Genomic DNA, 24,521 nt, shown 5'->3' on the forward strand with positions numbered 1-24,521 from the left:
TTAATAAGTACGAATCTTCGGCGGGAATGCCGGGCGCAGCTTCGGTTCCATATTGACTTGACGTCGCGTCATGGATTCCGACTCTGGCAGGTACAGGGAATGGCACAGCCAGTTTTCATCATCACGTTCCGGGAAGTCGAAGCGGCTATGCGCGCCACGGCTTTCGGTACGGAAGTTTGCAGATACTGCAGTGGCGTACGCGGTCTCCATCAGGTTATCCAACTCCAGACACTCAACGCGCTGGGTGTTGAACTCGCTGGAGGTATCGTCCAGACGGGCATTTTTCAGGCGTTCGCGGATCGCTTTCAGCTCTTCCAGACCTTTCGCCATCGCATCGCCTTCGCGGAATACCGAGAAGTTATGCTGCATACATTCTTGCAGCGCTTTGCGAATCGCCACCGGGTCTTCACCGTTACGGTTACCGTTCCAGCGGTTCAGACGCGCCAGAGAAGCGTCGATTTCATCTTCGGTCGCATCCAGCAGGTCACCCTGCTCAGCGATGGATTCCTGCAGATGCAGACCAACCGCACGACCAAATACTACCAGGTCCAGCAGCGAGTTGCCGCCCAGACGGTTGGCGCCGTGAACCGATACGCAGGCGATTTCGCCGACGGCAAACAGCCCAGGGATCACCACATCTTCGCCCTGCTCATTCACGGTCAACGCCTGGCCAGTTACTTTGGTCGGAATACCGCCCATCATATAGTGGCAGGTTGGGATAACCGGAATCGGCTCTTTGACCGGGTCAACGTGAGCAAAGGTACGGGACAGTTCGAGAATACCCGGCAGACGGGATTCCAGCACTTCTTTACCCAGGTGGTCGAGTTTCAGTTTGGCGTGCGGACCCCACGGGCCGTCGCAGCCGCGACCTTCGCGAATTTCGATCATGATGGAACGCGCCACCACGTCACGACCCGCCAGGTCTTTCGCATTCGGGGCATAACGCTCCATGAAGCGCTCGCCGTGTTTGTTCAGCAGGTAGCCACCTTCACCACGGCAGCCTTCTGTTACCAGAACGCCTGCACCGGCGATACCGGTTGGGTGGAACTGCCACATCTCCATATCCTGCACCGGCACGCCAGCGCGGATAGCCATACCAACACCGTCACCGGTATTGATGTGGGCATTAGTAGTGGACTGATAAATACGGCCAGCACCGCCGGTGGCCAGCACAGTCGCGCGGGCTTTGAAGTAAACCACTTCACCGGTTTCGATACACAGCGCGGTACAACCGACAACTGCGCCATCGGCGTTTTTCACCAGGTCCAGCGCATACCACTCGGAGAAGATGGTGGTATGGTTTTTCAGGTTCTGCTGATACAGCGTGTGCAACAGTGCATGACCGGTACGGTCGGCCGCTGCCGCAGTACGTGCCGCCTGCTCGCCGCCGAAGTTCTTCGACTGGCCACCAAACGGACGTTGATAAATTGTGCCATTGTCGAGGCGAGAGAACGGCAGCCCCATGTGGTCCAGCTCCAGAATGGCTTCCGGACCGGTTTTACACATATATTCAATAGCGTCCTGGTCACCAATGTAGTCCGACCCTTTAACGGTGTCGTACATGTGCCATTCCCAGTTATCTTCATGGGTATTACCGAGCGCAACGGTGATGCCACCCTGCGCGGATACGGTATGGGAACGGGTTGGGAACACTTTGGAGAGCAGCGCACAGGTCTGACCGCTCTGGGAAATTTGCAGCGCCGCGCGCATACCTGCGCCGCCAGCACCAATCACAACAGCATCAAATTCTCTGACTGGCAGTTTCATTACACACCCCACACCACAACAAATCCATAAATGACGTAAACCACCAGCGCAACGACGATAGCCAGTTGCAGAATCAGGCGCACAGCCAGAGGTTTAACGTAGTCGGTCAACACCTGCCACATGCCGATCCAGGCATGAATCAAGATGGAAAAGAGCGCAAGCAGGGTGAAGACTTTGGTGAATGCCGATGAGAAGAAACCGGTCCAGACTTCATACGTCAGCTCGCCGCTGGTGGCGAAGAAACCGACCATATAGATGATGTATAACGTCAGAACGATAGCGGTAGCACGGACCAGAATGAAGTCATGTACGCCGTTGCGTCCTAATGCGGAGGCGTTGCTTACCATACGAGGACTCCTGCGAGAAGTGAAAGCACGACAATGATAACGAAACAAATTTTGGCGGAGCGTGTCCCTGCTTCGAGGGTTTCTTCGATATAGCCAAAATCCATCAACAGATGGCGAATGCCCATTACGGCGTGATATGCCAGCGCAATCAGGATCCCCCACAGAATTAACTCCACAAAGAAGTTATTCATAATGGATGACGCGGTGAGGAAACCTTCAGGGGAGGAAAGGCTGGTACCCAATAACCACAACAGAATCCCGACCGCCACAAAGGTGATCACTCCGGATACGCGATGGAGAATGGACGCTATCGCCGTGATTGGGAACCGGATCGTTTGCAGATCCAGATTGACAGGTCTTTGTTTTTTCACATTTCTTATCATGAATAACGCCCACATGCTGTTCTTATTATTCCCTTTAGACTTCGGGTACAGAAGATGAAGACACCTGTAGCCTGAAAGACGACGGGATTTCCTTCCTCCGGTCTGCGTGCGGGTCAGACAGCGTCCTTACTATAACTACGCGTCATATAAAACACTGCTTCCAGATGCTAAAACGACACGTTACAACGCTGGTTGGCTCGGGATTGCAGGGTATTCCGGAGACCTGGCGGCAGTATAGGACGTTCACAAAATCATTACAATTAACCTACATATAGTTTGTCGGGTTTTATCCCGAACAGTGACATAGGTCACGATAACAACATTATTTTAATTTTTAATCATCTGATTTGACAATCATTAAACAAAGTTGTTACAAACGACACCAGAAAAAGCATATAATGCGTAAAAGTTATGGGGTCACTCTTTCACCGGAGATTTAGTTATGTAACAGTGTGGAAGTATTGACCAATACCTTCAGGACAGTTATTAGTGATAGACAGGTTAAATAATTCGGATTGCTAAGTTCTTGATTTGCAGTTTATTCGCCATGAAAAGACCGTTTTACCTGCAAGCGCCCATAGCTCTGTACCCAGGTCATCCCCTCTTTCGCAGAGCGGCGAGCCAAATAACAAACTGGTAACGGTTTATTGATGCACGAAGGCAAATTTAAGTTCCGGCAGTCTTAAGCAATAAGGCGCTAAGGAGACCGTAAATGGCTGATACTAAAGCAAAACTCACTCTAAATGGTGACGCTGCTATTGAACTGGATGTGCTGAAAGGTACGCTCGGTCAAGATGTTATTGATATTCGTAGCCTTGGCTCAAAAGGGATGTTTACTTTTGACCCAGGTTTCACCTCTACTGCATCCTGCGAATCCAAAATTACTTTCATCGACGGTGATGAAGGTGTTTTGCTGCATCGCGGCTTCCCGATTGACCAACTGGCGACCGAGTCCAACTATCTGGAAGTGTGTTATATCCTGCTGTACGGCGAAAAACCGACTCAGGAAGAGTACGACGAGTTCAAAACCACAGTCACTCGCCATACCATGATCCACGAGCAGATCACCCGTCTGTTCCACGGTTTCCGCCGCGACTCTCACCCGATGGCCGTTATGTGCGGTGTAACCGGAGCGCTGGCAGCGTTCTATCATGACTCGCTGGATGTAAACAACGCGCGTCACCGTGAAATCGCCGCCTTCCGCCTGCTGTCCAAAATGCCAACCATGGCAGCGATGTGCTACAAATATTCCATCGGGCAGCCGTTCGTGTACCCACGTAATGATCTCTCCTACGCCGGTAACTTCCTGAACATGATGTTCTCTACGCCGTGCGAAAAATACGAAGTGAATCCGATTCTGGAACGCGCAATGGACCGTATCTTAATCCTGCACGCTGACCACGAACAGAACGCCTCAACCTCTACCGTACGTACCGCGGGCTCTTCTGGCGCTAACCCGTTTGCCTGCATCGCGGCAGGTATTGCTTCCCTGTGGGGACCGGCACACGGCGGCGCAAACGAAGCTGCGCTGAAAATGCTGGAAGAAATCAGCTCTGTTAAACACATTCCGGAATTTGTTCGCCGCGCGAAAGACAAGAATGATTCCTTCCGCCTGATGGGCTTTGGTCACCGTGTTTATAAAAACTATGACCCGCGCGCTACCGTCATGCGTGAAACCTGCCATGAAGTACTGAAAGAACTGGGCACCAAAGATGATCTGCTGGAAGTGGCGATGGAACTTGAGCACATTGCGCTCAACGACCCGTACTTCATTGAGAAGAAACTCTACCCGAACGTAGACTTCTACTCCGGCATCATCCTGAAAGCGATGGGTATTCCGTCCTCCATGTTCACCGTGATCTTCGCCATGGCACGTACCGTTGGCTGGATTGCACACTGGAACGAAATGCACACCGACGGCATGAAAATCGCGCGTCCGCGTCAGTTGTACACCGGCTACGACAAGCGCGATTTTAAGTCTGATATTAAGCGTTAATTGTTCAGGCCACCGGATAATTCCGGTGGCTTTTTTCAGTTCCCGTCTTGTTCATTGCATTCACCTCTTCAATATTACTTTCTCTCGTTTACTCGCCCTTTAATATATTTAATTGAGCGCAATTCCTACCCTGTTTAATATAGCATTAATTGCCAAAGCATTATTTGATCTTTAAATTCATTAACTATTTAATCCGGCCTCATAAAACACAGCACTGGATTAAATGGCATGGGCGACCTTATTTATCTGAAGATAACAGGTGAGCGACAAGGCGATATCTCTTCTGGTTGTGGTACAGACGCATCGATAGGAAATCGCTGGCAGGAAAACCATCCTGATGAGATTTTTGCTTTTTCGCTCTCTAACGGATTAGTTAATACGGGTTCTGGTATTAATACCCGGGCGCTAAGATTTGAAAAATTAATTGATAAAAGCACACCGCTATTTATTAACGCCATCAATAACAATGAACGTCTGTTTATTGAAATTGATTTATGGCGAATAAACAGATTCGGCAGATGGGAACGCTACTATTATATTCAATTAAGAAATGCTTCGGTAAAAAGCATACAAACCTATGTGGCCCTAAACGAGCTGGATACCGAAGAAATTGCGGTATCGTATGACTATATTCTTTGCAAGCACCTGATTGCCAATACGGAGTTTGACTACCTGGCGTTGCCTGCTGAGTACAATCGTTTGTTTATACCGCCCCGCAATCAGCCGGCTAGTTCGATAATACCCGTTGCGAACCGACCTCCCCCCCCAGCACCACTCATTCCTGCAGTCACACCGGTCTATGCCAAATCCTGTCTGAAAGAGAAAGGCTGTACAGACGCAGGGAGCCGTGAAGAATCGGCTGAAAACTTCGGTCAGATGGCGGTTTTCGCACAATCTTCCGTTGATGATTGTTGCGGATATGCACAACCCGCAGAAGCCTCGACCACGCTGCCGATATTAGGTGGGCTGACGCAGGTGTGGGGCGAGTGGTCACTCGGTGGCATGCTCAGCGCCGCACGCGGCGTTCCTTATATCGGAGCGTTAGCTTCCGCGCTGTATATTCCGTCTGCGGGGACGGGCAGCGCACGCGTTCCCGGACGTGATGAGTTCTGGTATGAGGAAGAACTGCGGAAAAAGGCGCTGGTAGGTGGCACAGCCACAACCCGGGTTCGTTTTTTCTGGGGAACCGACATTCACGGTAAGTCGCAAGTCTACGGCGTGCATACCGGCGAAGGTACTCCGTATGAAAACGTGCGCGTCGCGAATATGCTATGGAATGATGGACACCATCGTTATGAATTTACGCCTGCCCACGACGTAGACGGGCCGTTAATCACATGGACGCCAGAAAATCCTGCGACGGGTGATGTACCTGAACATACTGGAAGCGATATTCCACCGCTTGATCAGCCAACAATTCTGGTGACACCCATCCCGGATGGCAAAAATGAATACACCACGCCACCGTTCCTTGTGCCGGATGTCGCCGATTTTAACGATTATATTCTGGTCTTTCCGGCCGATTCAGGCATTCAGCCGATATATGTATACCTGAAAACAGCCCGGGACGAACCCGGCACAGCAACCGGCCACGGTGAAATTTTATCCGGAAATAATCGTTGGCTTGAAGCCGCCAGTTCAGGGCTGGGCGCACCGATACCTGCACAGGTCGCAGATAAGCTGCGAGGAAGAACATTTCGCAACTTTGACCATTTCAGAAGAGAGTTCTGGCATGCGGTGTCAGAGTGCCCTGAGCTAATGTCACAGTTTAAAGAACGAAATCAAATAGAAATTCGTCTCGGAAATGCTCCATTTAGCATCCCTACTGAACATGTTGGAAGGAGAAAAAGATTCGAAATTCACCATCTTGATTTTATCATTAATGGTGGCGAAGTCTTTGATATGGATAACATGAGAATTAATACTGTGAAAAATCATATTAAAAATCACTCTAATAAGTAAAGAGGTTACACATGCAACTAAAACAACGCCTTGAAGACTACACCGAATCCGAATTCTTAGACTTCCTAAATGAATTCTCTGCAAACCCGCGCTACCAGGGAGAAATGGATCGTGAATCTTACATCGACTCATTAGTCGATCATTTCGATAAAATCGTGGACCATCCGGAAAGTAATGGATTGATTTTTTATCCCCCGGATGACAGGGAAGACAGCCCACAAGGCGTCATTGATGAAATCAAAAGATGGCGTAAGTCCCAGGGACGCTCATCATTTAAACAATCAACCTAAAAATTTCAAATCAAGTCGTTAAACATCAATACCGATTATAGAACAGCGTAGTTTTATACATCCAGGAAAATTAAAATGACAATAACAGTTACGGTTCAAGCTCAACTCATCGTCGGTGAAACTCAGGTAATAGAAAGTTTAGCCCCTGAAGGTTCATACGCTGCTGTATTTGAAGATAATGGTCAAACCGGATATTTCTATGCACTTGATGAATCTGAAGACGGAAATCCTATCAAAGATGCACTACATATTTACAATGCAGAAGACGTGTCAGATGGACATATCCCATCAGATGTGAAGATCGGTTGGTCAGAAGACAGTAAGAAATGTGTGTTGCTGATAAATGGTTACCCACACGGTGTCTTTGATTTTGAATCAAAAAATGGATACTGCCGGAGCGGTTTTCCACCTACAATCAGTCAGGAGTGGTCTATCTTCGGGCATGCCTGGAATGATGCTGTCGACGATTTTTTCAGATAACAGGCATCAATACCCGATCGCCGGTTAGTCCGTTTTTATTGATACCTGATATTTTTTTCAGCGGACTTTTTCTCTATGCTGTATCAAGACATTGAATGCGGTATAAAACAAGGGAGCATGGGATGCCTGTTTTGCAGTGGAGCCTGTTGTTTGTGCTATCGCTCCTTCTTTCCCTGCTCTTTCTGTTTATCCATCTTCCAGGCCCCTTATTGCTCGGTTCGATGATCGTCGGCATCATTTTCAGTATGCGCGGCATCTCGCTGCATCCTCCTCGCTGCACATTTCTTGGCGCACAGGCGATTCTCGGCTGCATGATTGCCCAAAATCTGACCGGTTCAATCTTCACAACCCTTGCAGCCCACTGGCCGATGGTGATTGTTATACTGCTGGCAACCCTTATCAGCAGCGCGATAATCGGCTGGCTGCTGGTTCGCTATAGTAATCTACCGGGGAATACTGGTGCGTGGGGCTCGTCACCAGGCGGTGCAGCAGCAATGGTCGCAATGGCCCAGGATTATGGCGCCGACATCAGGCTGGTGGCGTTTATGCAGTATCTGCGCGTACTGTTGGTGGTCGGCGCGGCAGCGCTGGTCACCCGGCTGGTGATGGGCGACCAGGCCCAAACAATCAGTGAACAAATCATCTGGTTTCCGCCGCTAAGCGGCAATCTTTTCAGCACTCTGATGCTGGCCGCCGTTGCCGGCACGGCTGGGCGCCTACTGCGTATTCCCTCTGGCGTTATGCTATTGCCAATGCTGGTGGGTGCCATGCTGAATGCAAGCGGAGTGATGGTGATTGAACTGCCGGAATGGCTACTGGCTATAGCCTACATGTCAATTGGCTGGCAAATCGGTCTTGGCTTTGACAAGCAGATCTTTTTGATGGCATTACGACCACTGCCACAGATCCTGTTGTCCATTTTTTCACTGATGGCGATCTGCGCAGCCATGGCCTGGGGACTGGCGCATTACATGCAGATCGATTTTCTCACTGCCTATCTGGCAACCAGTCCTGGAGGAGTGGATTCTGTTGCGGTGATCGCCGCAGGAAGCCACGCTGATATGGCGCTCATCATGGCGATGCAAACCCTGCGACTGTTCAGCATTTTGTTAACTGGCCCCGCAGTCGCGCGGTTTATTTCGGTGCATGCACCGAGAAAAATGCAGTCATCTTAATGTATCGCTTTAATCCGGGTGCGCAATTTCCGTCACGTTTGTGCCCGTCTTATCCGCTACAAACATAAACTCCGTTATGCCCCCTGGATAATTCTGTGTGATATGCAGGTCGTTATTACCTTTCCAGACATATTCCACCATCTCCGTATCTCCGAGATTTTCTATCTTCAGGTCCTTGCCCGGAATTAATGTAGATGCCAGATTGTTGCTGTCAGACCTCGTTTTTCTGTGTGCCTGATACGCTTGAGTAAGAGAGAGGTTGGCATAAAAACAACGGGTTATAGCACCGTGTTCATAAATATATTCCATATCTCTCGGTCCGGATTCACATTTGGGGGTTATCTGCACAGTGGCCGTCGCCAAAAAAGGAAAGGTGCTGGCTGCAACGACAAGTAAAGCGGTACAACTTAATCGGTTAAAATCCATATGTCGCTCCTGCTCATTTCCTTGAGAGTTTTCGGTGATACAGAGCACTGGAACAGCGCCATGTTATGTTATTTCTGACAACCCGGGCACCAGTAAAAGGGGCGCGAAGAGAGCATCGTTTTCTCGATTATTCCACCACAACGCTCACAGGTTTCGCCGTCCCGATGAAAGACCTTGAAGCGAAACAACGCACCGTGATGTTTATTCTCATCGACCAGGCCGCGGGTAGTATAAGACAACCGCGGAATATCAAGCAGCGCATGTGCCAGTTGATCCAGTTGCTCATCACTAAGCTGCGACGCTTTATGCTGCCCGGTCAACCCAACCTGCCAAAGGATCTCTACCCGCAGGTAGTTACCTAATCCCGCCAGAAATGCCTGGTCCAGTAGCAGACCAGAAAACTGGCGATTGCGAAAACGCGGAGATAACAGACGCGCTTTAACCTCATCGGGCGTTAAACGTAAATCCAGTACATCCGGCCCTACCCGTTGCAGGAACGGATGGGTGGAGAGCTGTTCTGGCGTCAGCATTTCGATATCAGACGCGCTATAGAGCAGGATAGTTTTGTCGTGTGTCTGCAGCCTGACACGCAGTACCCGCGAAGTTTGCGGGATTTTGCCTGTATCCACCACTCGCCACACGCCATAGAGCTGATTGTGACTGTACAGCGTCAGGCCATTAGAAAAATGGGTCAGTAATGCTTTCCCCCGCGTTTCAAGCTGGGTAACACGTTGCCCAATCAGTTGAGATTGATACGGTTTTAACTGCTCAAAGGCAAACCAGACATCCGTCAGGGGTTTGCCTTTGACTGCCGCCTCCAGGTTATCCGCCGCGCGGCGGATCTCCGGGCCTTCAGGCATAATACTGTCCTTTGTTAATGTGTTGCACCGCCCGTCACTGCGATATCGCTTTCCACCTGCAAGGCGGTGGCAATCGCAATCTCCAGCGCACGGCGCACCGTTTCTGTCGCCATACTTGGCGCCCCGGGATGCTGTGCAGCCTGTTGCGGCAAATAAGGGATATGAATAAAGCCGCCCTTCACCGCCGGTACGTCGCGTAGTTTATGCAGCAGGCCATACATCACGTGGTTACACACGAAAGTACCCGCAGTCTGGGAAACCGAGGCCGGAATTCCCGCGTTGCGCATGGAGACAACCATCGCTTTAATCGGCAACGTACTAAACCATGCCGCCGGGCCATCGACCACAATCGGCACATCGACCGGCTGTTGCCCCTGATTATCCGCAATACGCGCATCGTCAACGTTAATCGCCACGCGTTCCACGGTGATATCCGTGCGACCACCCGCCTGCCCCACCGCCAGCACCAGTGATGGCGACAACGCGTCAATCGCGGCGTTGAGTACAGCGAGAGACTCGCCAAAGACACACGGTAGTTGGCGGGCTATTACGCGGCATCCACCGATAATAGCATTGTCGAGGCTCGAGACCACTTCCCAGGAAGGGTTAACTGACTCGCCGCCAAAGGGTTCAAATCCCGTGATGAGTACTGTTTTCATCCTTCCTCCTTACAGGAACATCAGGAAATACATCAGGAACACGTTGACCAGTAGCAGCAGTACGCCGGTTGGCACCTGCGCTTTAATCACCGCATTTTTGTCCGGTAGTTCCAGCAACGCTGCAGGAACAATATTAAAGTTCGCCGCCATCGGCGTCATCAGCGTCCCACAATAGCCGGAGAACATACCTATCGCCGCCATTACCGCTGGGTTGCCGCCGTGTTGCAGTACGAGGATCGGAATGCCAATCCCAGCGGTCACGATCGGGAAAGCAGCAAACGCATTACCCATAACCATGGTCAACAATGCCATGCCGATGGTGTACACCGCCACCGCGATAAAGCGACTATCCACCGCCAGATATTCCTGCGTCAGGTATGAAATGCCGCTACCGACACCCGCCGCTGTAAACAGCAGCCCAAGCGTAGCCAGAATCTGCGGCAAAATGAACGCCCAGCCAATGGAGTCCAGCAGACGGCGTGCCTCCTGAATCGGTTGATGCACCCGCTCATGGGTCATTTTTATCGCCATCGCCAGACCAATCAACGAACCCGCTGTCATTGAAAAGAGCGTCACCAGAGTGGCGTGATTACCCGGCCCGAACAGCGCATCCTGTAAGCCCGGAATATGGTTGAACATCAGTACGCCAATGACCGTTACCACCGGGATCGCCAACGCTGGGAAAAACAGGCGGTTGCCCAGGCGGCTGGCGCTTTCTTCACGCTGTTGCTGCGTGCGTTGATGGTAGCTTCCCAGCTTCACACCGCCAAAACCCGCGATCAGGGCCAGCACGACCACCGCAACGCCGACGGCAATATGCACTGCGCGTTTATCGCCAAACAGCGAGTATGTCCAGTCACCAAGCAGAAACAGTACGCCATATATGCCCCAAAACAGGCCTGTGGTGAAACGGCGCGGGTTTGCTTTGTCCTGCCAGGACATCAGCGCCACAATCAGTAATACCGCACCTGCCAGCCAGTAGAGATAGCTTTGTTGAAAATTCATTTCGCTTCCCCTTTCGCTGCGGCATTTGCTTTCGCCACCTCACGTTGCAAATAGCTATCCAGACGCCACAAACGCGTGCCGTGGATCAGGAAAGCACAAATTGCCGTTGGGATCCCCCACAAGGCGATATGCAGAGGTTCGGTCTGGATCCCTCCAGACTCCAGCATAAAGTTGTGCATGAATATGATCGCGCCGAAGGCAACAAAGATATCTTCACCGAAAAACAGCCCGACGTTATCGGTCGCCGCTGACATTGCGCGCAGGCGATAGCGAACCGCGCCGGGTATCTCTCCGTGATTTTTCTCGGCGGCCCCTTCCGCCATTGGCGCCAGCAGCGGGCGCACCATCTGCGGATGCCCCCCCAGACTGGTCAACCCTAACGCAGCGGTCGCTTCGCGAATGAACAGATAGACAATAAGCAGACGGCCACTGGTGGCACTGCGGATTTTCGCAATCCACGCCTGAGCACGCTCTTTGAGTCCGTGACGTTCCAGCAGGCCAATAACCGCCAGCGGGATCAGCAGGATAAACGGCAGGTTGCGGGTGTTAAGAAAACCTTCACCCAGCTTCTCGAGGATGGTGGCGATCGGCATATGCGCCGCCAGTCCCGTGACGATCCCGGCAATAATAACCACCAATACCGGATTAAAACGTAAAAGAAATCCGACCACGATGACGGCGATCCCCGTCAATGGCCAGAGAGAAATTACCTCTCCCATAATTCATTCCCGTATATGTTGTTGTGTAATATATTGTTGTTTTGTATGGTAAATCTTATGCACCAATTTCAATATTGCATGCATTAAAGGCGCTACGCAAGCGACGGGCAAAAGCGAGTGCGTGCTCGCCATCCCCATGAATGCATACCGTCTGGGCGGTCACGCTTGCCCATGTTCCACTTTGGCTTTTTACTCTGCCGGATTGCACCATTTCTAACGTTTGCGCCAGCGCCTGCTCTTCATCCTCAATCAGTGCGCCCGGCTGGTTACGTGGCACCAGACTGCCATCGGCCTGATAACCCCGATCGGCAAAAACCTCCTGACGCGTTATCAAGCCATAGTGTTCTCCAGCGCGAATCAGTTCGCTTCCCGCCAGCCCGACCAGAACCAGCGACGGATCACAGGCATGAACCGCTTTCGCAATCGCATCAGCCAATTGAGGATCTTTCGCCGCCTGGTTATAGAGCATGCCATGCGGTTTGACATGGCGCATCACACCGCCTTCTGCCCGCGTGATGGCAGCCAGCGCGCCAATTTGATACAGCGTCTGCGCATACACCGTTTGTGCAGGCAGGGTCATGGCGCTACGACCAAAATTTTCCCGATCCGGAAAGCTGGGGTGTGCGCCTACCGCCACACCATTTTTTAACGCATCACGCACGCTTGAGAGCATAGTTTGCGCATCGCCGGCGTGAAACCCACAGGCGATGTTGGCCGATGACACCAATTGCAGCAACGCTGCATCGTTCGCACATCCCTCACCGAGGTCTGCATTGAGATCAATTTTCATTGTTAAGTCGCCATGCTAACTGTTCCAGATAACGCTGCTGGTCGTACCGCGCCTTCAGCGCTTCCTCCAGCGAACACTGCACAAAATGAATCGGCTGACCGAGCGGGATCTGCGCCAGATGATACATATCTGCCTCGATAATACAGGCGATGCGCGGATAGCCACCCGTCGTCTGAGCATCGTTCATCAGCACGATTGGCTGGCCATTATGCGGAACCTGCACCACGCCGGGGAGCAAACCATGCGACAGCAGCTCGCGATCGGTCGTGCGCGTCAGCGGCTGCCCCTGAAGACGATACCCCATACGGTTACTTTGCGGGCTAAGCTGCCACGGCGAGCGCCAGAAAGAGGCCTGCGATACCTCATCAAACTCCTGATATTCAGGGCCGGGCAGTGCGCGAATGAGATTACCCCACATCAGTTGTTTTACACCTTGTGGCCCGCTGAATTGCCGGGTAGATATGCCAATCGCCAGTCGATCGCCATCACGCAGCAGACGCCCTTCAAACCCACCAATGCCCACTTTCAGATCGGTACTACGCGAGCCCATCACTTCGGGAACATCGATACCGCCCGCTACCGCCAGATAACTGCGCATGCCATGAAGAGGACGTTTTAGCGTCAGACGCTGCCCGGCTTTTACCGGTAACCGCCATCCGCTCCATACGGGAGTTCGATCCAGATGCGCTTCGCATCCGGCACCGGTCAGGGCAAACCAGCCATCGGCTTCAAACTCCACCACCAGTTGCCCCAGAGTGATTTCCAGCGCTGCGGCATTCGCATCATTACCCACCAGCAGGTTAGCCACGTTCAGCGCCGGTTTATCCAGCGCGCCACAGTGACTAATTCCGGATTGACGAAAACTATGGCGTCCCCCGTCCTGTACTGAGGTGTACATGCCAGCGCGGATGATGTTTAACATATCCCCTCCTTCTGCGGGACAAAACGCACGGTATCGCCAGCCCGTAACAGAATCGGCTCCTCCCGTTTTGGATCAAATAACGAAACGGAGGTACGCCCAATCAATTGCCATCCACCGGGTGTGGCAAGCGGGTAGATCCCCGTTTGAGATCCACCGATACCGACAGAACCTGCCGGAACAAGCAAACGCGGTTCCGCACGTCTGGGGGTATGCAGCTGTTCAGGTAAGCTCCCGAGATAGGGAAATCCCGGCTGAAAACCGATAAACCACACCACATAGTCAACTGACGCATGAAGTTCGACGACCTGCTTGTCGCTTAATCCACTGTGTCGGGCGACCTCTGCCAGATCAGGGCCAAACTCACCACCATAGGTCACAGGTATTTCAATAAAACGTGAATCCGGCTCCAGTGCTTCGCTCTCTTCCCACCAGCGCTGCAGGCGTTCAATCGCATCCAGCGCCAGCGTTTGCGGGTCGCGTAGAGTAACCGTGATATTGTTCATTCCCGGAATAGCTTCAAGCACATTCGGGGCGTCAACTAAACGCTGAGCCAGACGCCAGATGCGTTTCTGAGTCGCCAGCGTGATGGGGGGCTCCAGTTCAAGAACCACCGCCGTTTCACCTAACAGATAACAACGCGCTCGCTGCACTTTCATCCCTCTTTATTACGCTGGATTAGGTATATCGATAAAGGTTACGTCCAGATCGGTATTTTCATTCAGCCATTCGCTTAATGCGCGAATGCCGCCGCGTTCGGTCGCATGGTGACCGGCAGCATAAAAATGCAGCCCCTGCTCGCGGGCTGAGTGAATGGTTTGCTCAGAGACTTCACCGGTAATAAAGGCGTCGACACCAAATCGGGCTGCGCTATCAATAAAACTTTGACCGCCACCGGTACACCAGGCAACGCGCTGAACTTTCTCCGGCCCGGTATCACCGCACCATAACGGTTTACGGCCTAAACGCGCTTCAATCCACGATGCCAGCTCCAGCCCCGGAACCGGCATGGAGAGTTCTCCCCATGGCACCAGCGGTTCAATTTCCCCCATAATGGTGATTCCCAACAGCGCGGCCAACTGCGCGTTATTCCCCAATTCCGGGTGTGCATCCAGCGGCAAGTGCCAGCCATACAGGTTGATATCATTTTCTAACAGCGTTTTCAGACGATTGCGCTTCATGCCGCGAATAACCGGAGATTCGCCTTTCCAGAAATAGCCGTGGTGAACAATAACCGCATCCGCTTGCTGGCGTACCGCCTCGTCCAGCAATGCCTGGCTTGCAGTCACACCGGTCACGATTTTATGCACCGTCTCTTTGCCCTCAACCTGCAAACCATTCGGCGCATAATCGCTAATGGCGGCACTGTTTAGTTTGTCGTTGATCAGTTGTTCCAGTTCGGTGTTTTTCATCATCGTCCTCGTAGTCATCATTTCTGCCTGCCCAATCAGCAACACAGCTTAGGTTAAAATAGCGTCCCCGCCTGCGTTCGTCGATAGCCATTTCACTGACACATAAAGAAACAATCACACCCGCTTTGAACGTGATTTGCTTACCACTACGCGATCTAATTCATGTATATTTATGCAATCAGACAGCATATTGCAAAAATAATCAGATCTGTATCAAAGTTACAACTTTAAGGAAACACACTCGTGCAGCACGTTCAGCCAGTCGCGAGGCATTTACTTCGAGAAAATAATGAATAAACAAGCATCTCAACCACGGGCGATATACTACGTTGTCGCGCTACAAATCTGGGAATACTTCAGTTTTTACGGCATGCGTGCGCTGCTGATCCTGTATCTCACTAACCAGCTTAAGTACGACGATAATCACGCATATGAACTGTTCAGCGCCTACTGCTCGCTGGTCTATGTCACCCCTATTCTCGGGGGATACCTGGCCGATAAAGTGCTCGGCAATCGAATGGCGGTGATGATCGGCGCATTTTTAATGGCGGTGGGACATCTGGTATTAGGTGCCAGTGAAATGGCTCCGGCGTTCCTCTATTTGTCGCTGGCGATAATTGTCTGCGGTTACGGTCTGTTTAAATCAAATATCAGTTGCCTGCTGGGCGAGTTATATCAACCTGAAGACCCGCGTCGCGACGGTGGATTCTCTCTGCTCTACGCCGCCGGTAACATCGGTTCGATCATCGCACCAATTGCATGCGGATACGTGCAGGAAGAGTACAGCTGGGCGATGGGCTTTGCGCTGGCTGCCATCGGCATGCTGGCAGGGCTGGTGATTTTCTTATGTGGTAATCGCCATTTCGCCCACACCACCGGCGTCAACAAGGCCGTTCTCTGTGCTAAAACCTTTATTCTGCCAAACTGGGCCTGGCTGTTAGTTCTGCTAGTTACCACACCGCTGCTGATTACCGTGCTGTTCTGGAAAGAGTGGTCCGTTTATGCACTGATTGTTGCCACTGTTATTGGTCTGGCAGTTCTGGCGAAGATTTATCGCCAGGCACAGACGCAGAAACAGCGCAAAGAGCTGGGGCTTATCGTCACGCTGACCTTCTTCAGCCTGTTGTTTTGGGCCTTTGCTCAACAGGGCGGCAGTTCGATCAGCCTGTATATCGACCGCTTCGTTAACCGCGATATTCTGGGGTATTCCGTCCCTACCGCGATGTTCCAGTCGGTTAACGCTTTTGCCGTTATGCTGTGCGGTATCGTACTGGCGTGGGTAGTCAAAGAAAGCGTGAGTGGCAATCGTACCGTACGTATCTGGGGTAAATTTGCCCTTGGCCTCGGCTTAATGAGCGCTGGGTTCTGTATTCTAACCTTGAGCGCTCGCTGGTCCGCTGCTTACGGCCACTCCTCCATGCCGCTGATGGTACTTGGGTTGGCGGTCATGGGCTTTGCCGAACTGTTTATCGATCCGGTGGCAATGTCACAAATTACGCGTATTGAGATCCCTGGTGTTACCGGCGTATTAACCGGCATTTATATGCTGCTTTCCGGTGCCATCGCCAACTACCTAGCTGGTGTTATCGCCGATCAGACCTCACAAGGCTCGTTTGATGCTGCGGGCGCTATCAACTACTCCATCAATGCCTATATTGATGTCTTTAGTGAAATTACCTGGGGCGCGCTGGCCTGTGTGGTGCTGGTGCTGCTGATTTGGCTGTACCAGTCGCTTAAGTTCAGAAACCGTTCACTGGCGGTAGAATCCTGAGTGTAGGGGCCCGATGATGTAATCTGATTCGGGCTTTTTTCAGGAATTACGCATGACTGGCAGTCAACTCCTCTTCAGAAAGACCTGTAACCAGAAGCACCATGTAGCGATCTATTCCCTGCTCCAACATAGTTTGCGCTATACGTAATGCGGCTTCTCGTTTGCCTCGCTGCAACCCTTCTTGTAATCCATCTAAGCGTAACCGCTCGGCAATCGTCATCAGCTTCTCCTTATGTTGGGGGATCCGTTGCGCCATCTCTTGTATAAATTCATTAAAGCGAGATTCATCGCCGGATTGCAGGATGTAATTAAACATCGCCTGTAGTTGCGTGTCATTAGCGCACCCTGTAAGTAACAGCGTGGCCAGTTGATCTACCAGCCCCATCAAATCCCGCTGACGGATATGTTTTTGCATTAGTTCCAGCAGTGCCATTCGCCTGTGAGCCATGATTTCGTCATCGGGCACCACTGTGATATCCACCAATGGAAATGCGCTGGCATAAAGTTGCCGTGCCGTTACAGGATCGGTAAACGCATCAAGCCAGCACAGTGAGTACGGATACGGACTTCGACAGCCATGATAAAACAGCATGGGTATCACAATCGGCAGTTCTTTGTGCCCGGCATCCAAATGACGCTGCATCGCCGCTATTGCGTAACGCAGCAGACGAAAAGCCATATGCGGATCGGCTGAACTCTGGTGTTCTATAACCACGTATACATAACCTTCACCATCGTGCGTATGCACAGACCAGAGCACGTCGGAGTAGCGGGTACGTAAATCCGCTTCAATAAAGCTTTCTGACTCCAGCTTCAGCGTATTTAAATCGCAAAGCGTTTGCAGATCTGCGGGTAGATGAATTTCGAGGAAGTCCCGAGCTGTTTCTGGATGATGTAAAAACGTTTTAAATACCGCATCGTGCGGTGTAGATGTCGTTGGTGTTGTCATCAAATTCCGTCACCTGAATGAAGATGACGGCACTTTACTGCTGGCGGAAAACATCTTCATCAAGGCATTAGCAGCCTTGCGTACACGCTTCAGCGCTAAATGCCCCCCCACTGCAACATATTCATTCTGCTGGAAGGTATTACGCAGAAATCCGCTGCGTGCTTATCCCTTACGTGCCGCCTCATATGCCGCCAGCGTCGCCAGCCTTGCCTGTTTATGATCCACAATCGGGCGAGGATAACTCAGTGTTACCTGCGCTTTTTCAGCCCACGACCACGGTTCATGAATGGCTTTACCCGGCACGTCGCGCAGTTCCGGCACCCACTGGCGGATAAACTCACCGTCACGGTCGAATTTTTCGCCCTGCGTCGTGGGGTTAAAGATACGGAAATACGGCGCAGCGTCGGTTCCGGTTGAGGCAGCCCACTGCCAGCCGCCGTTATTGGCCGCCAGGTCGCCATCGATCAGTTGCGACATGAAATATTGTTCGCCTTTACGCCAGTCGATCAGCAGGTCTTTCACTAAAAAACTGGCGGTAATCATGCGTAAACGATTATGCATCCAGCCCGTGGCGTTGAGCTGACGCATGGCCGCATCCACAATGGGGTAGCCCGTATGCCCTGTTTTCCAGGCCTGCAAATGCGCCGGATTATTCTGCCATTGCACGCGATCGGTCCAGCGAATAAAAGGTTGATACCGACACAGCGCCGGATGGTAAGTCATCAGATGACGATAAAATTCGCGCCAGATAAGCTCATTCAACCAAACGCTGCCTGTCCCATCCTCAAGCGCCTGCGGCTGCTCCACGAGCAGTCGATTCAGGCACTGGCGCGGTGATAGTCCACCTGTCGCCAGGCTCGCGGATAATCGACTGGTTCCATCAATCGCCGGAAAGTCACGCTGCTGCTCATATTCTCCGGCAGCCTGCTGGCAAAAATGGCGTAATTGCGCGATGGCCAATTTTTCTTCTGCCGGAAATTGCTGCGAATCAAAATCCTGCTGCGGGTAGCTCAGCGTGATGGATGTTAATGGAGAGTCAAGAGCACCGCTTTCTCTCACCTTCGGCGCACTGACACATTCTGGGATCCCGTCTTTTATCCGCTTCAGCCAGGCATTTTTAAACGGCGTAAAGACTTTATACATCTCGTGATTACCGGTCATGACCGCCCCCGGAGGCAGGATCACGCTGTCGTCAAACCCTTCGCACACCACCTGAGGTATTGACTTTTCAACGGCAGCATCACGCTGGCGTTCGTTTATTTCATATTGATAGTTATAAAATATTCGACTGACGCCATGCTGTACGCAGACGTTTTTGACGGTTTCCACACTGGTCGCAAAATCACCGACTTCATGAAACAGAAGCGGGATGCCCTTTTCTGCCAGCGCCGTTTGCAACGCGTTCAACTGCGCGTTAACCAATGTCGCCTGACGTGGGGCCATATCATGCGCCTTCCACTGTTCAGGCGTGGAGATATAGAGCGCGAGTACATGTGCAGAACGATCCCGACAAGCCGCCGCCAGCGCGAGATTGTCATGCAGGCGTAAATCACGCCGAAACCAGACCAGATGCGTGGTCATAACACTCCCTGATAAAAATTAATCATTGCCCTGTAAACGCCAAATCGCAGGCCAGAGTTCAAAATAACGTTGCCCGGACAACCAGGTGTTCGAGTGCTCAGCCATATAGTGTTTGAGGAGCATTAAGGGTGCAAGTAGCGGCTGCGCCTCGCGTCGATAGTTATCGATTATCGAGGTCAATTCCTGACGTTGATGCAGATCGAGCTGATTACGGAAATAGCCCTGTACGTGCATCAATACATTGGTATGGTTACGCCGGGTAGCAGGATTTAATAACAGATGGGTCAATCGTAGGCGATACTCGGTAAAAAAAGCATCGAGATCTTGCCATTCATGGATTGCGGCAACGAAGGGGCCAAGCTCCCGATACTCTGGCTGGGAATGCGCCAGTAGTACCAGTTTGTAGCGGGTATGATAGTCAATTAATGCGCCCCGCGTTAATTTTCGCTGACGCAGGCGGTGCAATTCATGCAAAGCGTAAACACGTATTAATGTATTTTCGTCGAACTGAGGTGCCTCACTCGCTTCTGTGGTCAGACAGGTGCGGATACCAACAGGAATTCTCGTGCTCATCGCCACTCCTTATCCGTTACTCAGATAAGTGTAGACGTCGGCGTATAAAAAAACCGCCACATTGCTGTTGGCGGTTTTCTTGAACAATAACGACAACTTAATAGAAGTCGCAGGTGGCTTTTTCAGCCTGCTCCATCCACACCGGTTTATCACTAGTTTTGGACCAGACGCGGTGCAGATAGCTGTAAAAACGGGCGCGGTCTTTCCAGAACAACATGACCGGCAGCGCCAGCACGCCCGCCACAACGGCAAAGGTACGGCGCAAGAAAACAATGTGTGCTGGATATTCTTTATAAAAGTCCATAATCCTCTCCCATATATCTGTTCGGTGAATCGCACCGGAAAAATAAACTTGGTTAACTGATGAAAATAATACCGCCTTGTGTGTAATTTTGCTACTCATCCGACCACTTATTTTTATCTATTGATGCTCCGTTTAGCTAAAAACCGTAACTAAGTTACATAAAGGTTAAATTAATACTAATCATTAGTTAAATAATGGTCTTTGCCATTTTTATACTTTTTTTACACCCCTCCCACTGATTTTTGCGAAATCTTTGCAAGCAAAAATCTACGCTCTGGTTATCACATTTATGCCACTGGAGGTGCACCGTGAGTGCAGGCGTGATAACCGGCATTGTGCTGGTCTTTTTATTATTAGGTTATCTGGTGTATGCCCTGATTAATGCGGAGGCGTTCTGATGGCGGCCCAAGGATTTTTACTCATTGCCAGTTTCTTGCTGGTACTGTTTATCATCGCCAGACCGCTGGGTTTTGGCTTGGCTCGGCTGATCAATAATACGTCCCTGCCGGGTCTGGCTGGCGTGGAACATCTGCTCTGGCGTGGTCTGGGCATCTCGCAGCATGAGATGAACTGGCGGCAGTATCTGTTGGCGATCCTCGCGCTCAATGTGCTGGGGTTGCTGGTCCTGTTTTCAATGCTGATGGCGCAAAACCTGCTGCCGCTAAATCCGCAACAGCTACCTGGGCTTTCGTGGGATTTGGCGCTCAACACGGCGGTAAGTTTTGTCACTAATACCAACTGGCAATCCTATGCTGGCGAAACCACCTTAAGCTACTTCAGCCAGATGGTCGGGCTGACCGTGCAGAACTTCCTGTCAGCGGCAACCGGGATTGCGGTGATTTTTGCCCTGGCCCGTGCCTTTACTCGCCAGAGTATGAACACGCTGGGCAACGCCTGGGTCGATCTGGTTCGCATTACGCTGTGGATCCTGCTCCCCATTGCATTGCTCATTGCGTTGTTCTTCATTCAGCAAGGTGTGCTGCAAAATGTGTTGCCCTATCAGCCCATTACTACCCTTGAAGGGGTGAAACAGCTGCTGCCAATGGGGCCCGTCGCCTCACAGGAAGCGATTAAGATGCTTGGCACTAACGGGGGCGGGTTCTTTAACGCTAACTCATCACATCCGTTTGAAAACCCTACCGCGTTGACCAATCTGGTACAGATGCTGGCCATTTTCTTAATTCCTACCGCGCTGTGTTTTGCCTTTGGTGATGTGGTTGGCGATCGTCGCCAGGGGCGGACCCTGCTGTGGGCCATGTCGTTGATATTTGTAGTCTGCGTAGCCGTGGTGATGTGGGCCGAAGTTCAAGGCAACCCGCACCTGATGGCATTCGGTGCAGACAGTAATATCAACATGGAAGGCAAAGAAAGCCGCTTTGGCGTGCTGGCTACGAGTCTTTTTTCCGTCGTGACGACAGCGGCATCTTGCGGCGCTGTCGATGCGATGCATGACTCCTTCACCGCGCTGGGCGGGATGGTGCCGATGTGGCTAATGCAGATTGGCGAAGTGGTCTTCGGTGGTGTCGGTTCGGGCCTGTACGGCATGTTGCTGTTCGTGTTATTGGCGGTGTTTATCGCGGGCCTGATGATTGGTCGCACGCCGGAATATCTGGGTAAGAAAATAGACGTGCGTGAAATGAAAATGACCGCACTGGCGATTCTGGTCACCCCTGCGCTGGTGCTGCTCGGTACGGCGATAGCGATGATGAGCGACGCCGGACGCAGCGCCATGCTCAATCCTGGTCCACATGGCTTTAGTGAGGTGTTGTACGCCGTATCGTCTGCCGCGAACAACAACGGCAGCGCCTTCGCCGGATTAAGCGCCAACAGCCCGTTCTGGAACTGTCTGCTGGCCCTGTGCATGTTCTTCGGCCGTTTCGGCGTGATCATCCCCGTGATGGCAATTGCCGGATCGCTGGTCAGTAAAAAGATCCAGCCAGCAAGTCCAGGCACGCTGCCTACGCACGGTGCACTGTTTGTCGGGTTGTTAATCGGTACGGTGTTACTGGTTGGCGCCCTCACCTTTGTTCCTGCCCTGGCGCTTGGCCCGGTCGCAGAATACCTGTCATTACACTGAGTGATGCGGAGCACATGACTATGAGTCGCAAGCAACTGGCGCTGTTCGAACCCTCTCTGGTCGCACAGGCGCTGATGGACGCCGTGAAAAAATTAAGCCCACATACCCAGTGGCGCAATCCGGTGATGTTTATCGTCTGGCTGGGCAGTCTGCTGACAACCCTGTTAACGTTGGCAATGGCCACAGGCCATATGCAAGGCAATCCGTGGTTTACCGGCGCGATAAGTCTGTGGCTGTGGGTCACCGTTCTGTTCGCCAACTTTGCCGAAGCGCTGGCGGAAGGACGCAGTAAGGCTCAGGCTAACAGTCTGAAAGGAGTGAAAAAAACCGCTTTTGCTCGCAAACTCCGCGAGCCGAAATACGGTGCCGCCATGGATCACGTTCCGGCGGAGGATTTGCGCAAAGGAGATATCGTGTTAGTAGAAGCGGGCGATATTATCCCGTGTGACGGCGAGGTCATCGAAGGTGGCGCATCGGTAGATGAAAGCGCCATTACCGGTGAATCCGCGCCGGTCATTCGTGAATCCGGTGGTGATTTCGCCTCCGTCACCGGCGGGACCCGCATCCTCTCCGACTGGCTGGTGATCGAATGTAGCGTGAACCCTGGTGAAACGTTCCTCGACCGGATGATCGCCATGGTTGAAGGCGCGCAGCGGCGTAAAACGCCGAATGAAATCGCCCTGACGATCCTGTTGATAGCCCTGACCATCGTTTTTCTGCTGGCGACCGCCACGCTGTGGCCATTTTCCGCCTGGGGTGGTAGCGCGGTTAGCGTCACGGTACTGGTTGCCCTGCTGGTGTGTCTGATCCCCACCACCATCGGCGGGCTACTCTCCGCAATTGGCGTCGCCGGGATGAGCCGCATGCTGGGCGCGAACGTCATCGCCACCAGCGGACGTGCAGTAGAAGCTGCGGGTGACGTGGACGTACTGCTGCTGGACAAAACCGGCACCATTACGCTGGGTAACCGCCAGGCTTCAGATTTCCTGCCCGCCCAGGGCGTGGACGAAAAAACGCTGGCCGACGCCGCGCAGCTTTCATCACTGGCCGATGAAACCCCAGAAGGCCGCAGCATCGTGATTCTGGCTAAACAGCGCTTTAATCTGCGTATTCGCGACGTGCAATCGCTGCACGCCACCTTTGTACCGTTTACCGCCCAAAGCCGAATGAGCGGGATCAACATCGACAACCGTATGATCCGCAAAGGGTCGGTCGATGCTATTCGTCGTCACGTCGAAGCCAACGGCGGCCACTTCCCTGCCGACGTGGAGCAGAAGGTCGAAAACGTCGCACGCCTTGGCGCTACGCCGCTGGTGGTTGCCGAAGGCTCCCGCGTGCTGGGCGTGATTGCCCTGAAAGATATCGTAAAAGGCGGAATCAAAGAACGTTTTGCCCAACTACGCAAAATGGGCATCAAAACGGTGATGATCACCGGCGATAACCGCCTTACCGCTGCCGCGATTGCGGCAGAAGCCGGGGTAGATGACTTCTTGGCTGAAGCCACGCCGGAAGCCAAGCTGGCGCTGATTCGTCAGTATCAGGCGGAAGGTCGTCTGGTGGCGATGACCGGCGACGGAACCAATGACGCCCCGGCGCTGGCGCAAGCCGACGTGGCGGTCGCCATGAACTCCGGGACCCAGGCCGCGAAGGAAGCAGGCAATATGGTGGATCTCGACTCTAACCCCACCAAGCTGATTGAAGTGGTGCACATTGGTAAACAGATGCTGATGACGCGTGGTTCGCTGACCACCTTCAGTATCGCCAACGACGTGGCGAAGTATTTCGCCATTATCCCAGCCGCGTTCGCCGCCACCTACCCGCAGCTCAATGCGCTTAACGTGATGGGTCTGCATTCGCCGGATTCGGCGATCCTCAGCGCGGTTATCTTTAATGCGCTGGTTATCGTCTTTCTGATCCCGCTGGCGCTTAAAGGCGTGAGCTACAAACCGTTATCCGCATCCGCAATGCTGCGCCGTAATTTGTGGATCTATGGTCTGGGTGGTCTGGTTGTGCCGTTTATCGGTATCAAAGCAATTGATTTACTGCTGACCCTGCTGGGTCTGGTGTGAGGTTTCA

Annotated in this window: 25 protein-coding genes and 1 pseudogene; 10 read left to right on the forward strand and 16 right to left on the reverse strand. The window is 52.2% G+C overall.

Going from position 1 to position 24,521, the window contains the following annotated elements:
• From sdhA to sdhC, 3 genes are read right to left on the reverse strand one after another with little or no spacing between them, the layout of a single operon-like run.
• On the reverse strand, positions 1-1,767 hold the full coding sequence (gene sdhA / locus OGX90_RS21175) for a succinate dehydrogenase flavoprotein subunit (protein ID WP_003831409.1): 1,767 nt from the start codon (positions 1,765-1,767) through the stop codon (positions 1-3).
• Positions 1,767-2,114, reverse strand: a complete 348-nt coding sequence (gene sdhD / locus OGX90_RS21180) for a succinate dehydrogenase membrane anchor subunit (RefSeq protein ID WP_003831408.1) — start codon at positions 2,112-2,114, stop codon at positions 1,767-1,769. Before sdhD ends, sdhA begins: the two co-directional genes overlap by 1 nt.
• Positions 2,108-2,512: a succinate dehydrogenase cytochrome b556 subunit gene (gene sdhC, locus OGX90_RS21185; protein WP_003831406.1), complete on the reverse strand. Its 405-nt coding sequence runs from the start codon at positions 2,510-2,512 to the stop codon at positions 2,108-2,110. Before sdhC ends, sdhD begins: the two co-directional genes overlap by 7 nt.
• A gap of 383 nt (positions 2,513-2,895) precedes the next feature.
• Between sdhC and OGX90_RS21190 the strand changes: the two are divergent.
• From OGX90_RS21190 to OGX90_RS21215, 6 genes and pseudogenes are all read left to right on the forward strand, one after another.
• Positions 2,896-3,006: pseudogene (locus OGX90_RS21190) on the forward strand (hypothetical protein).
• A gap of 203 nt (positions 3,007-3,209) precedes the next feature.
• Positions 3,210-4,493, forward strand: a complete 1,284-nt coding sequence (locus tag OGX90_RS21195; protein WP_003831404.1) for a citrate synthase — start codon at positions 3,210-3,212, stop codon at positions 4,491-4,493.
• 228 nt (positions 4,494-4,721) lie between these two features.
• Positions 4,722-6,455, forward strand: a complete 1,734-nt coding sequence (gene tssD / locus OGX90_RS21200; protein WP_286624656.1) for a type VI secretion system tube protein TssD — start codon at positions 4,722-4,724, stop codon at positions 6,453-6,455.
• A gap of 11 nt (positions 6,456-6,466) precedes the next feature.
• A complete protein-coding gene (locus OGX90_RS21205; protein ID WP_071445727.1) occupies positions 6,467-6,745 on the forward strand; it encodes a bacteriocin immunity protein in 279 nt (92 codons plus the stop codon).
• 75 nt (positions 6,746-6,820) lie between these two features.
• On the forward strand, positions 6,821-7,225 hold the full coding sequence (locus OGX90_RS21210; RefSeq protein WP_071445729.1) for a DUF2251 domain-containing protein: 405 nt from the start codon (positions 6,821-6,823) through the stop codon (positions 7,223-7,225).
• Positions 7,226-7,347: 122 nt separating this feature from the next.
• Positions 7,348-8,400 (forward strand): AbrB family transcriptional regulator, encoded by a 1,053-nt coding sequence (locus tag OGX90_RS21215; protein WP_286574359.1) that lies wholly within the window; start codon positions 7,348-7,350, stop codon positions 8,398-8,400.
• A 9-nt stretch (positions 8,401-8,409) separates the two neighbouring features.
• On the opposite strand, the gene OGX90_RS21220 is transcribed toward OGX90_RS21215, so the two are convergent.
• From OGX90_RS21220 to ybgI, 9 genes are all read right to left on the reverse strand, one after another.
• Positions 8,410-8,826: a hypothetical protein gene (locus OGX90_RS21220; protein WP_286574358.1), complete on the reverse strand. Its 417-nt coding sequence runs from the start codon at positions 8,824-8,826 to the stop codon at positions 8,410-8,412.
• 68 nt (positions 8,827-8,894) lie between these two features.
• A complete protein-coding gene (gene nei, locus OGX90_RS21225; RefSeq protein WP_286574357.1) occupies positions 8,895-9,686 on the reverse strand; it encodes an endonuclease VIII in 792 nt (263 codons plus the stop codon).
• Positions 9,687-9,700: 14 nt separating this feature from the next.
• Complete coding sequence (pcp, locus tag OGX90_RS21230) at positions 9,701-10,345, reverse strand: pyroglutamyl-peptidase I (RefSeq protein WP_100272761.1); 645 nt, start codon at positions 10,343-10,345, stop codon at positions 9,701-9,703.
• A 9-nt stretch (positions 10,346-10,354) separates the two neighbouring features.
• A complete protein-coding gene (locus OGX90_RS21235; RefSeq protein ID WP_008784131.1) occupies positions 10,355-11,350 on the reverse strand; it encodes a DUF979 domain-containing protein in 996 nt (331 codons plus the stop codon).
• Positions 11,347-12,069, reverse strand: coding sequence for a DUF969 domain-containing protein (locus OGX90_RS21240; protein WP_003831395.1), 723 nt, complete (start codon positions 12,067-12,069; stop codon positions 11,347-11,349). Before OGX90_RS21240 ends, OGX90_RS21235 begins: the two co-directional genes overlap by 4 nt.
• A 55-nt stretch (positions 12,070-12,124) precedes the next feature.
• Entirely contained in the window at positions 12,125-12,859 is a 735-nt protein-coding gene (gene pxpA, locus OGX90_RS21245) for a 5-oxoprolinase subunit PxpA (RefSeq protein ID WP_008784130.1), read from the reverse strand.
• Positions 12,849-13,781, reverse strand: coding sequence for a 5-oxoprolinase subunit PxpC (gene pxpC, locus OGX90_RS21250; protein ID WP_057067723.1), 933 nt, complete (start codon positions 13,779-13,781; stop codon positions 12,849-12,851). The genes pxpA and pxpC overlap by 11 nt, the downstream gene beginning before the upstream one ends.
• The gene (pxpB, locus tag OGX90_RS21255; protein WP_003831391.1) at positions 13,775-14,431 is read right to left on the reverse strand and encodes a 5-oxoprolinase subunit PxpB; all 657 of its coding nucleotides are present in this window, start codon (positions 14,429-14,431) and stop codon (positions 13,775-13,777) included. Before pxpB ends, pxpC begins: the two co-directional genes overlap by 7 nt.
• Before the next feature lie 15 nt (positions 14,432-14,446).
• Positions 14,447-15,190 (reverse strand): radiation resistance protein YbgI, encoded by a 744-nt coding sequence (ybgI, locus tag OGX90_RS21260; RefSeq protein WP_100272911.1) that lies wholly within the window; start codon positions 15,188-15,190, stop codon positions 14,447-14,449.
• 289 nt (positions 15,191-15,479) lie between these two features.
• Here ybgI and dtpD point away from each other — a divergent pair, with 289 nt between their 5' ends.
• On the forward strand, positions 15,480-16,961 hold the full coding sequence (gene dtpD / locus OGX90_RS21265) for a dipeptide permease DtpD (RefSeq protein ID WP_008784127.1): 1,482 nt from the start codon (positions 15,480-15,482) through the stop codon (positions 16,959-16,961).
• Positions 16,962-17,007: 46 nt separating this feature from the next.
• On the opposite strand, the gene OGX90_RS21270 is transcribed toward dtpD, so the two are convergent.
• The 4 genes from OGX90_RS21270 to OGX90_RS21285 form a co-directional block, all read right to left on the reverse strand.
• Positions 17,008-17,910 (reverse strand): Rpn family recombination-promoting nuclease/putative transposase, encoded by a 903-nt coding sequence (locus OGX90_RS21270; protein WP_286574356.1) that lies wholly within the window; start codon positions 17,908-17,910, stop codon positions 17,008-17,010.
• A gap of 162 nt (positions 17,911-18,072) precedes the next feature.
• Positions 18,073-19,491 carry a deoxyribodipyrimidine photo-lyase gene (gene phrB / locus OGX90_RS21275; protein WP_286588015.1) on the reverse strand — a complete coding sequence of 473 codons (1,419 nt, stop codon included), beginning with the start codon at positions 19,489-19,491 and terminating at the stop codon, positions 18,073-18,075.
• A gap of 18 nt (positions 19,492-19,509) precedes the next feature.
• Positions 19,510-20,064, reverse strand: coding sequence for a DUF1722 domain-containing protein (locus OGX90_RS21280; RefSeq protein WP_286624659.1), 555 nt, complete (start codon positions 20,062-20,064; stop codon positions 19,510-19,512).
• Positions 20,065-20,161: 97 nt separating this feature from the next.
• Positions 20,162-20,368, reverse strand: a complete 207-nt coding sequence (locus OGX90_RS21285) for a YbfA family protein (RefSeq protein WP_003022870.1) — start codon at positions 20,366-20,368, stop codon at positions 20,162-20,164.
• Between the two features lie 308 nt (positions 20,369-20,676).
• On the opposite strand from OGX90_RS21285, the gene kdpF reads away from it, so the two are divergent.
• Genes kdpF through kdpB form a run of 3 tightly spaced genes read left to right on the forward strand, consistent with a single transcriptional unit; the run spans position 20,677 to position 24,514 of the window.
• On the forward strand, positions 20,677-20,766 hold the full coding sequence (gene kdpF, locus OGX90_RS21290) for a K(+)-transporting ATPase subunit F (protein WP_001670793.1): 90 nt from the start codon (positions 20,677-20,679) through the stop codon (positions 20,764-20,766).
• Positions 20,766-22,445 carry a potassium-transporting ATPase subunit KdpA gene (gene kdpA / locus OGX90_RS21295; RefSeq protein ID WP_267448478.1) on the forward strand — a complete coding sequence of 560 codons (1,680 nt, stop codon included), beginning with the start codon at positions 20,766-20,768 and terminating at the stop codon, positions 22,443-22,445. Before kdpF ends, kdpA begins: the two co-directional genes overlap by 1 nt.
• 20 nt (positions 22,446-22,465) lie before the next feature.
• Entirely contained in the window at positions 22,466-24,514 is a 2,049-nt protein-coding gene (kdpB, locus tag OGX90_RS21300) for a potassium-transporting ATPase subunit KdpB (RefSeq protein WP_020996545.1), read from the forward strand.
• The last annotated feature ends 7 nt before the right edge of the window (positions 24,515-24,521 follow it).

It is taken from the genome of Citrobacter sp. Cpo012 (genome assembly GCF_030333015.1).
Lineage (GTDB): Bacteria > Pseudomonadota > Gammaproteobacteria > Enterobacterales > Enterobacteriaceae > Citrobacter > Citrobacter portucalensis.

Bases quoted from the DNA above. Each gene is read 5' to 3' on its own strand.
- OGX90_RS21210 (WP_071445729.1), top strand. From the start codon at position 6,821: ATGACAATAACAGTTACGGTTCAAGCTCAACTCATCGTCGGTGAAACT.
- pxpA (WP_008784130.1), bottom strand. From the start codon at position 12,859: ATGAAAATTGATCTCAATGCAGACCTCGGTGAGGGATGTGCGAACGAT.
- kdpB (WP_020996545.1), top strand. From the start codon at position 22,466: ATGAGTCGCAAGCAACTGGCGCTGTTCGAACCCTCTCTGGTCGCACAG.
- OGX90_RS21270 (WP_286574356.1), bottom strand. From the start codon at position 17,910: ATGACAACACCAACGACATCTACACCGCACGATGCGGTATTTAAAACG.
- nei (WP_286574357.1), bottom strand. From the start codon at position 9,686: ATGCCTGAAGGCCCGGAGATCCGCCGCGCGGCGGATAACCTGGAGGCG.
- OGX90_RS21220 (WP_286574358.1), bottom strand. From the start codon at position 8,826: ATGGATTTTAACCGATTAAGTTGTACCGCTTTACTTGTCGTTGCAGCC.
- OGX90_RS21285 (WP_003022870.1), bottom strand. From the start codon at position 20,368: ATGGACTTTTATAAAGAATATCCAGCACACATTGTTTTCTTGCGCCGT.
- OGX90_RS21240 (WP_003831395.1), bottom strand. From the start codon at position 12,069: ATGGGAGAGGTAATTTCTCTCTGGCCATTGACGGGGATCGCCGTCATC.
- OGX90_RS21235 (WP_008784131.1), bottom strand. From the start codon at position 11,350: ATGAATTTTCAACAAAGCTATCTCTACTGGCTGGCAGGTGCGGTATTA.
- phrB (WP_286588015.1), bottom strand. From the start codon at position 19,491: ATGACCACGCATCTGGTCTGGTTTCGGCGTGATTTACGCCTGCATGAC.
- ybgI (WP_100272911.1), bottom strand. From the start codon at position 15,190: ATGAAAAACACCGAACTGGAACAACTGATCAACGACAAACTAAACAGT.
- OGX90_RS21205 (WP_071445727.1), top strand. From the start codon at position 6,467: ATGCAACTAAAACAACGCCTTGAAGACTACACCGAATCCGAATTCTTA.
- OGX90_RS21195 (WP_003831404.1), top strand. From the start codon at position 3,210: ATGGCTGATACTAAAGCAAAACTCACTCTAAATGGTGACGCTGCTATT.
- tssD (WP_286624656.1), top strand. From the start codon at position 4,722: ATGGGCGACCTTATTTATCTGAAGATAACAGGTGAGCGACAAGGCGAT.
- pxpC (WP_057067723.1), bottom strand. From the start codon at position 13,781: ATGTTAAACATCATCCGCGCTGGCATGTACACCTCAGTACAGGACGGG.
- OGX90_RS21215 (WP_286574359.1), top strand. From the start codon at position 7,348: ATGCCTGTTTTGCAGTGGAGCCTGTTGTTTGTGCTATCGCTCCTTCTT.
- sdhA (WP_003831409.1), bottom strand. From the start codon at position 1,767: ATGAAACTGCCAGTCAGAGAATTTGATGCTGTTGTGATTGGTGCTGGC.
- kdpA (WP_267448478.1), top strand. From the start codon at position 20,766: ATGGCGGCCCAAGGATTTTTACTCATTGCCAGTTTCTTGCTGGTACTG.
- pcp (WP_100272761.1), bottom strand. From the start codon at position 10,345: ATGAAAACAGTACTCATCACGGGATTTGAACCCTTTGGCGGCGAGTCA.
- sdhD (WP_003831408.1), bottom strand. From the start codon at position 2,114: ATGGTAAGCAACGCCTCCGCATTAGGACGCAACGGCGTACATGACTTC.
- OGX90_RS21280 (WP_286624659.1), bottom strand. From the start codon at position 20,064: ATGAGCACGAGAATTCCTGTTGGTATCCGCACCTGTCTGACCACAGAA.
- sdhC (WP_003831406.1), bottom strand. From the start codon at position 2,512: ATGTGGGCGTTATTCATGATAAGAAATGTGAAAAAACAAAGACCTGTC.
- dtpD (WP_008784127.1), top strand. From the start codon at position 15,480: ATGAATAAACAAGCATCTCAACCACGGGCGATATACTACGTTGTCGCG.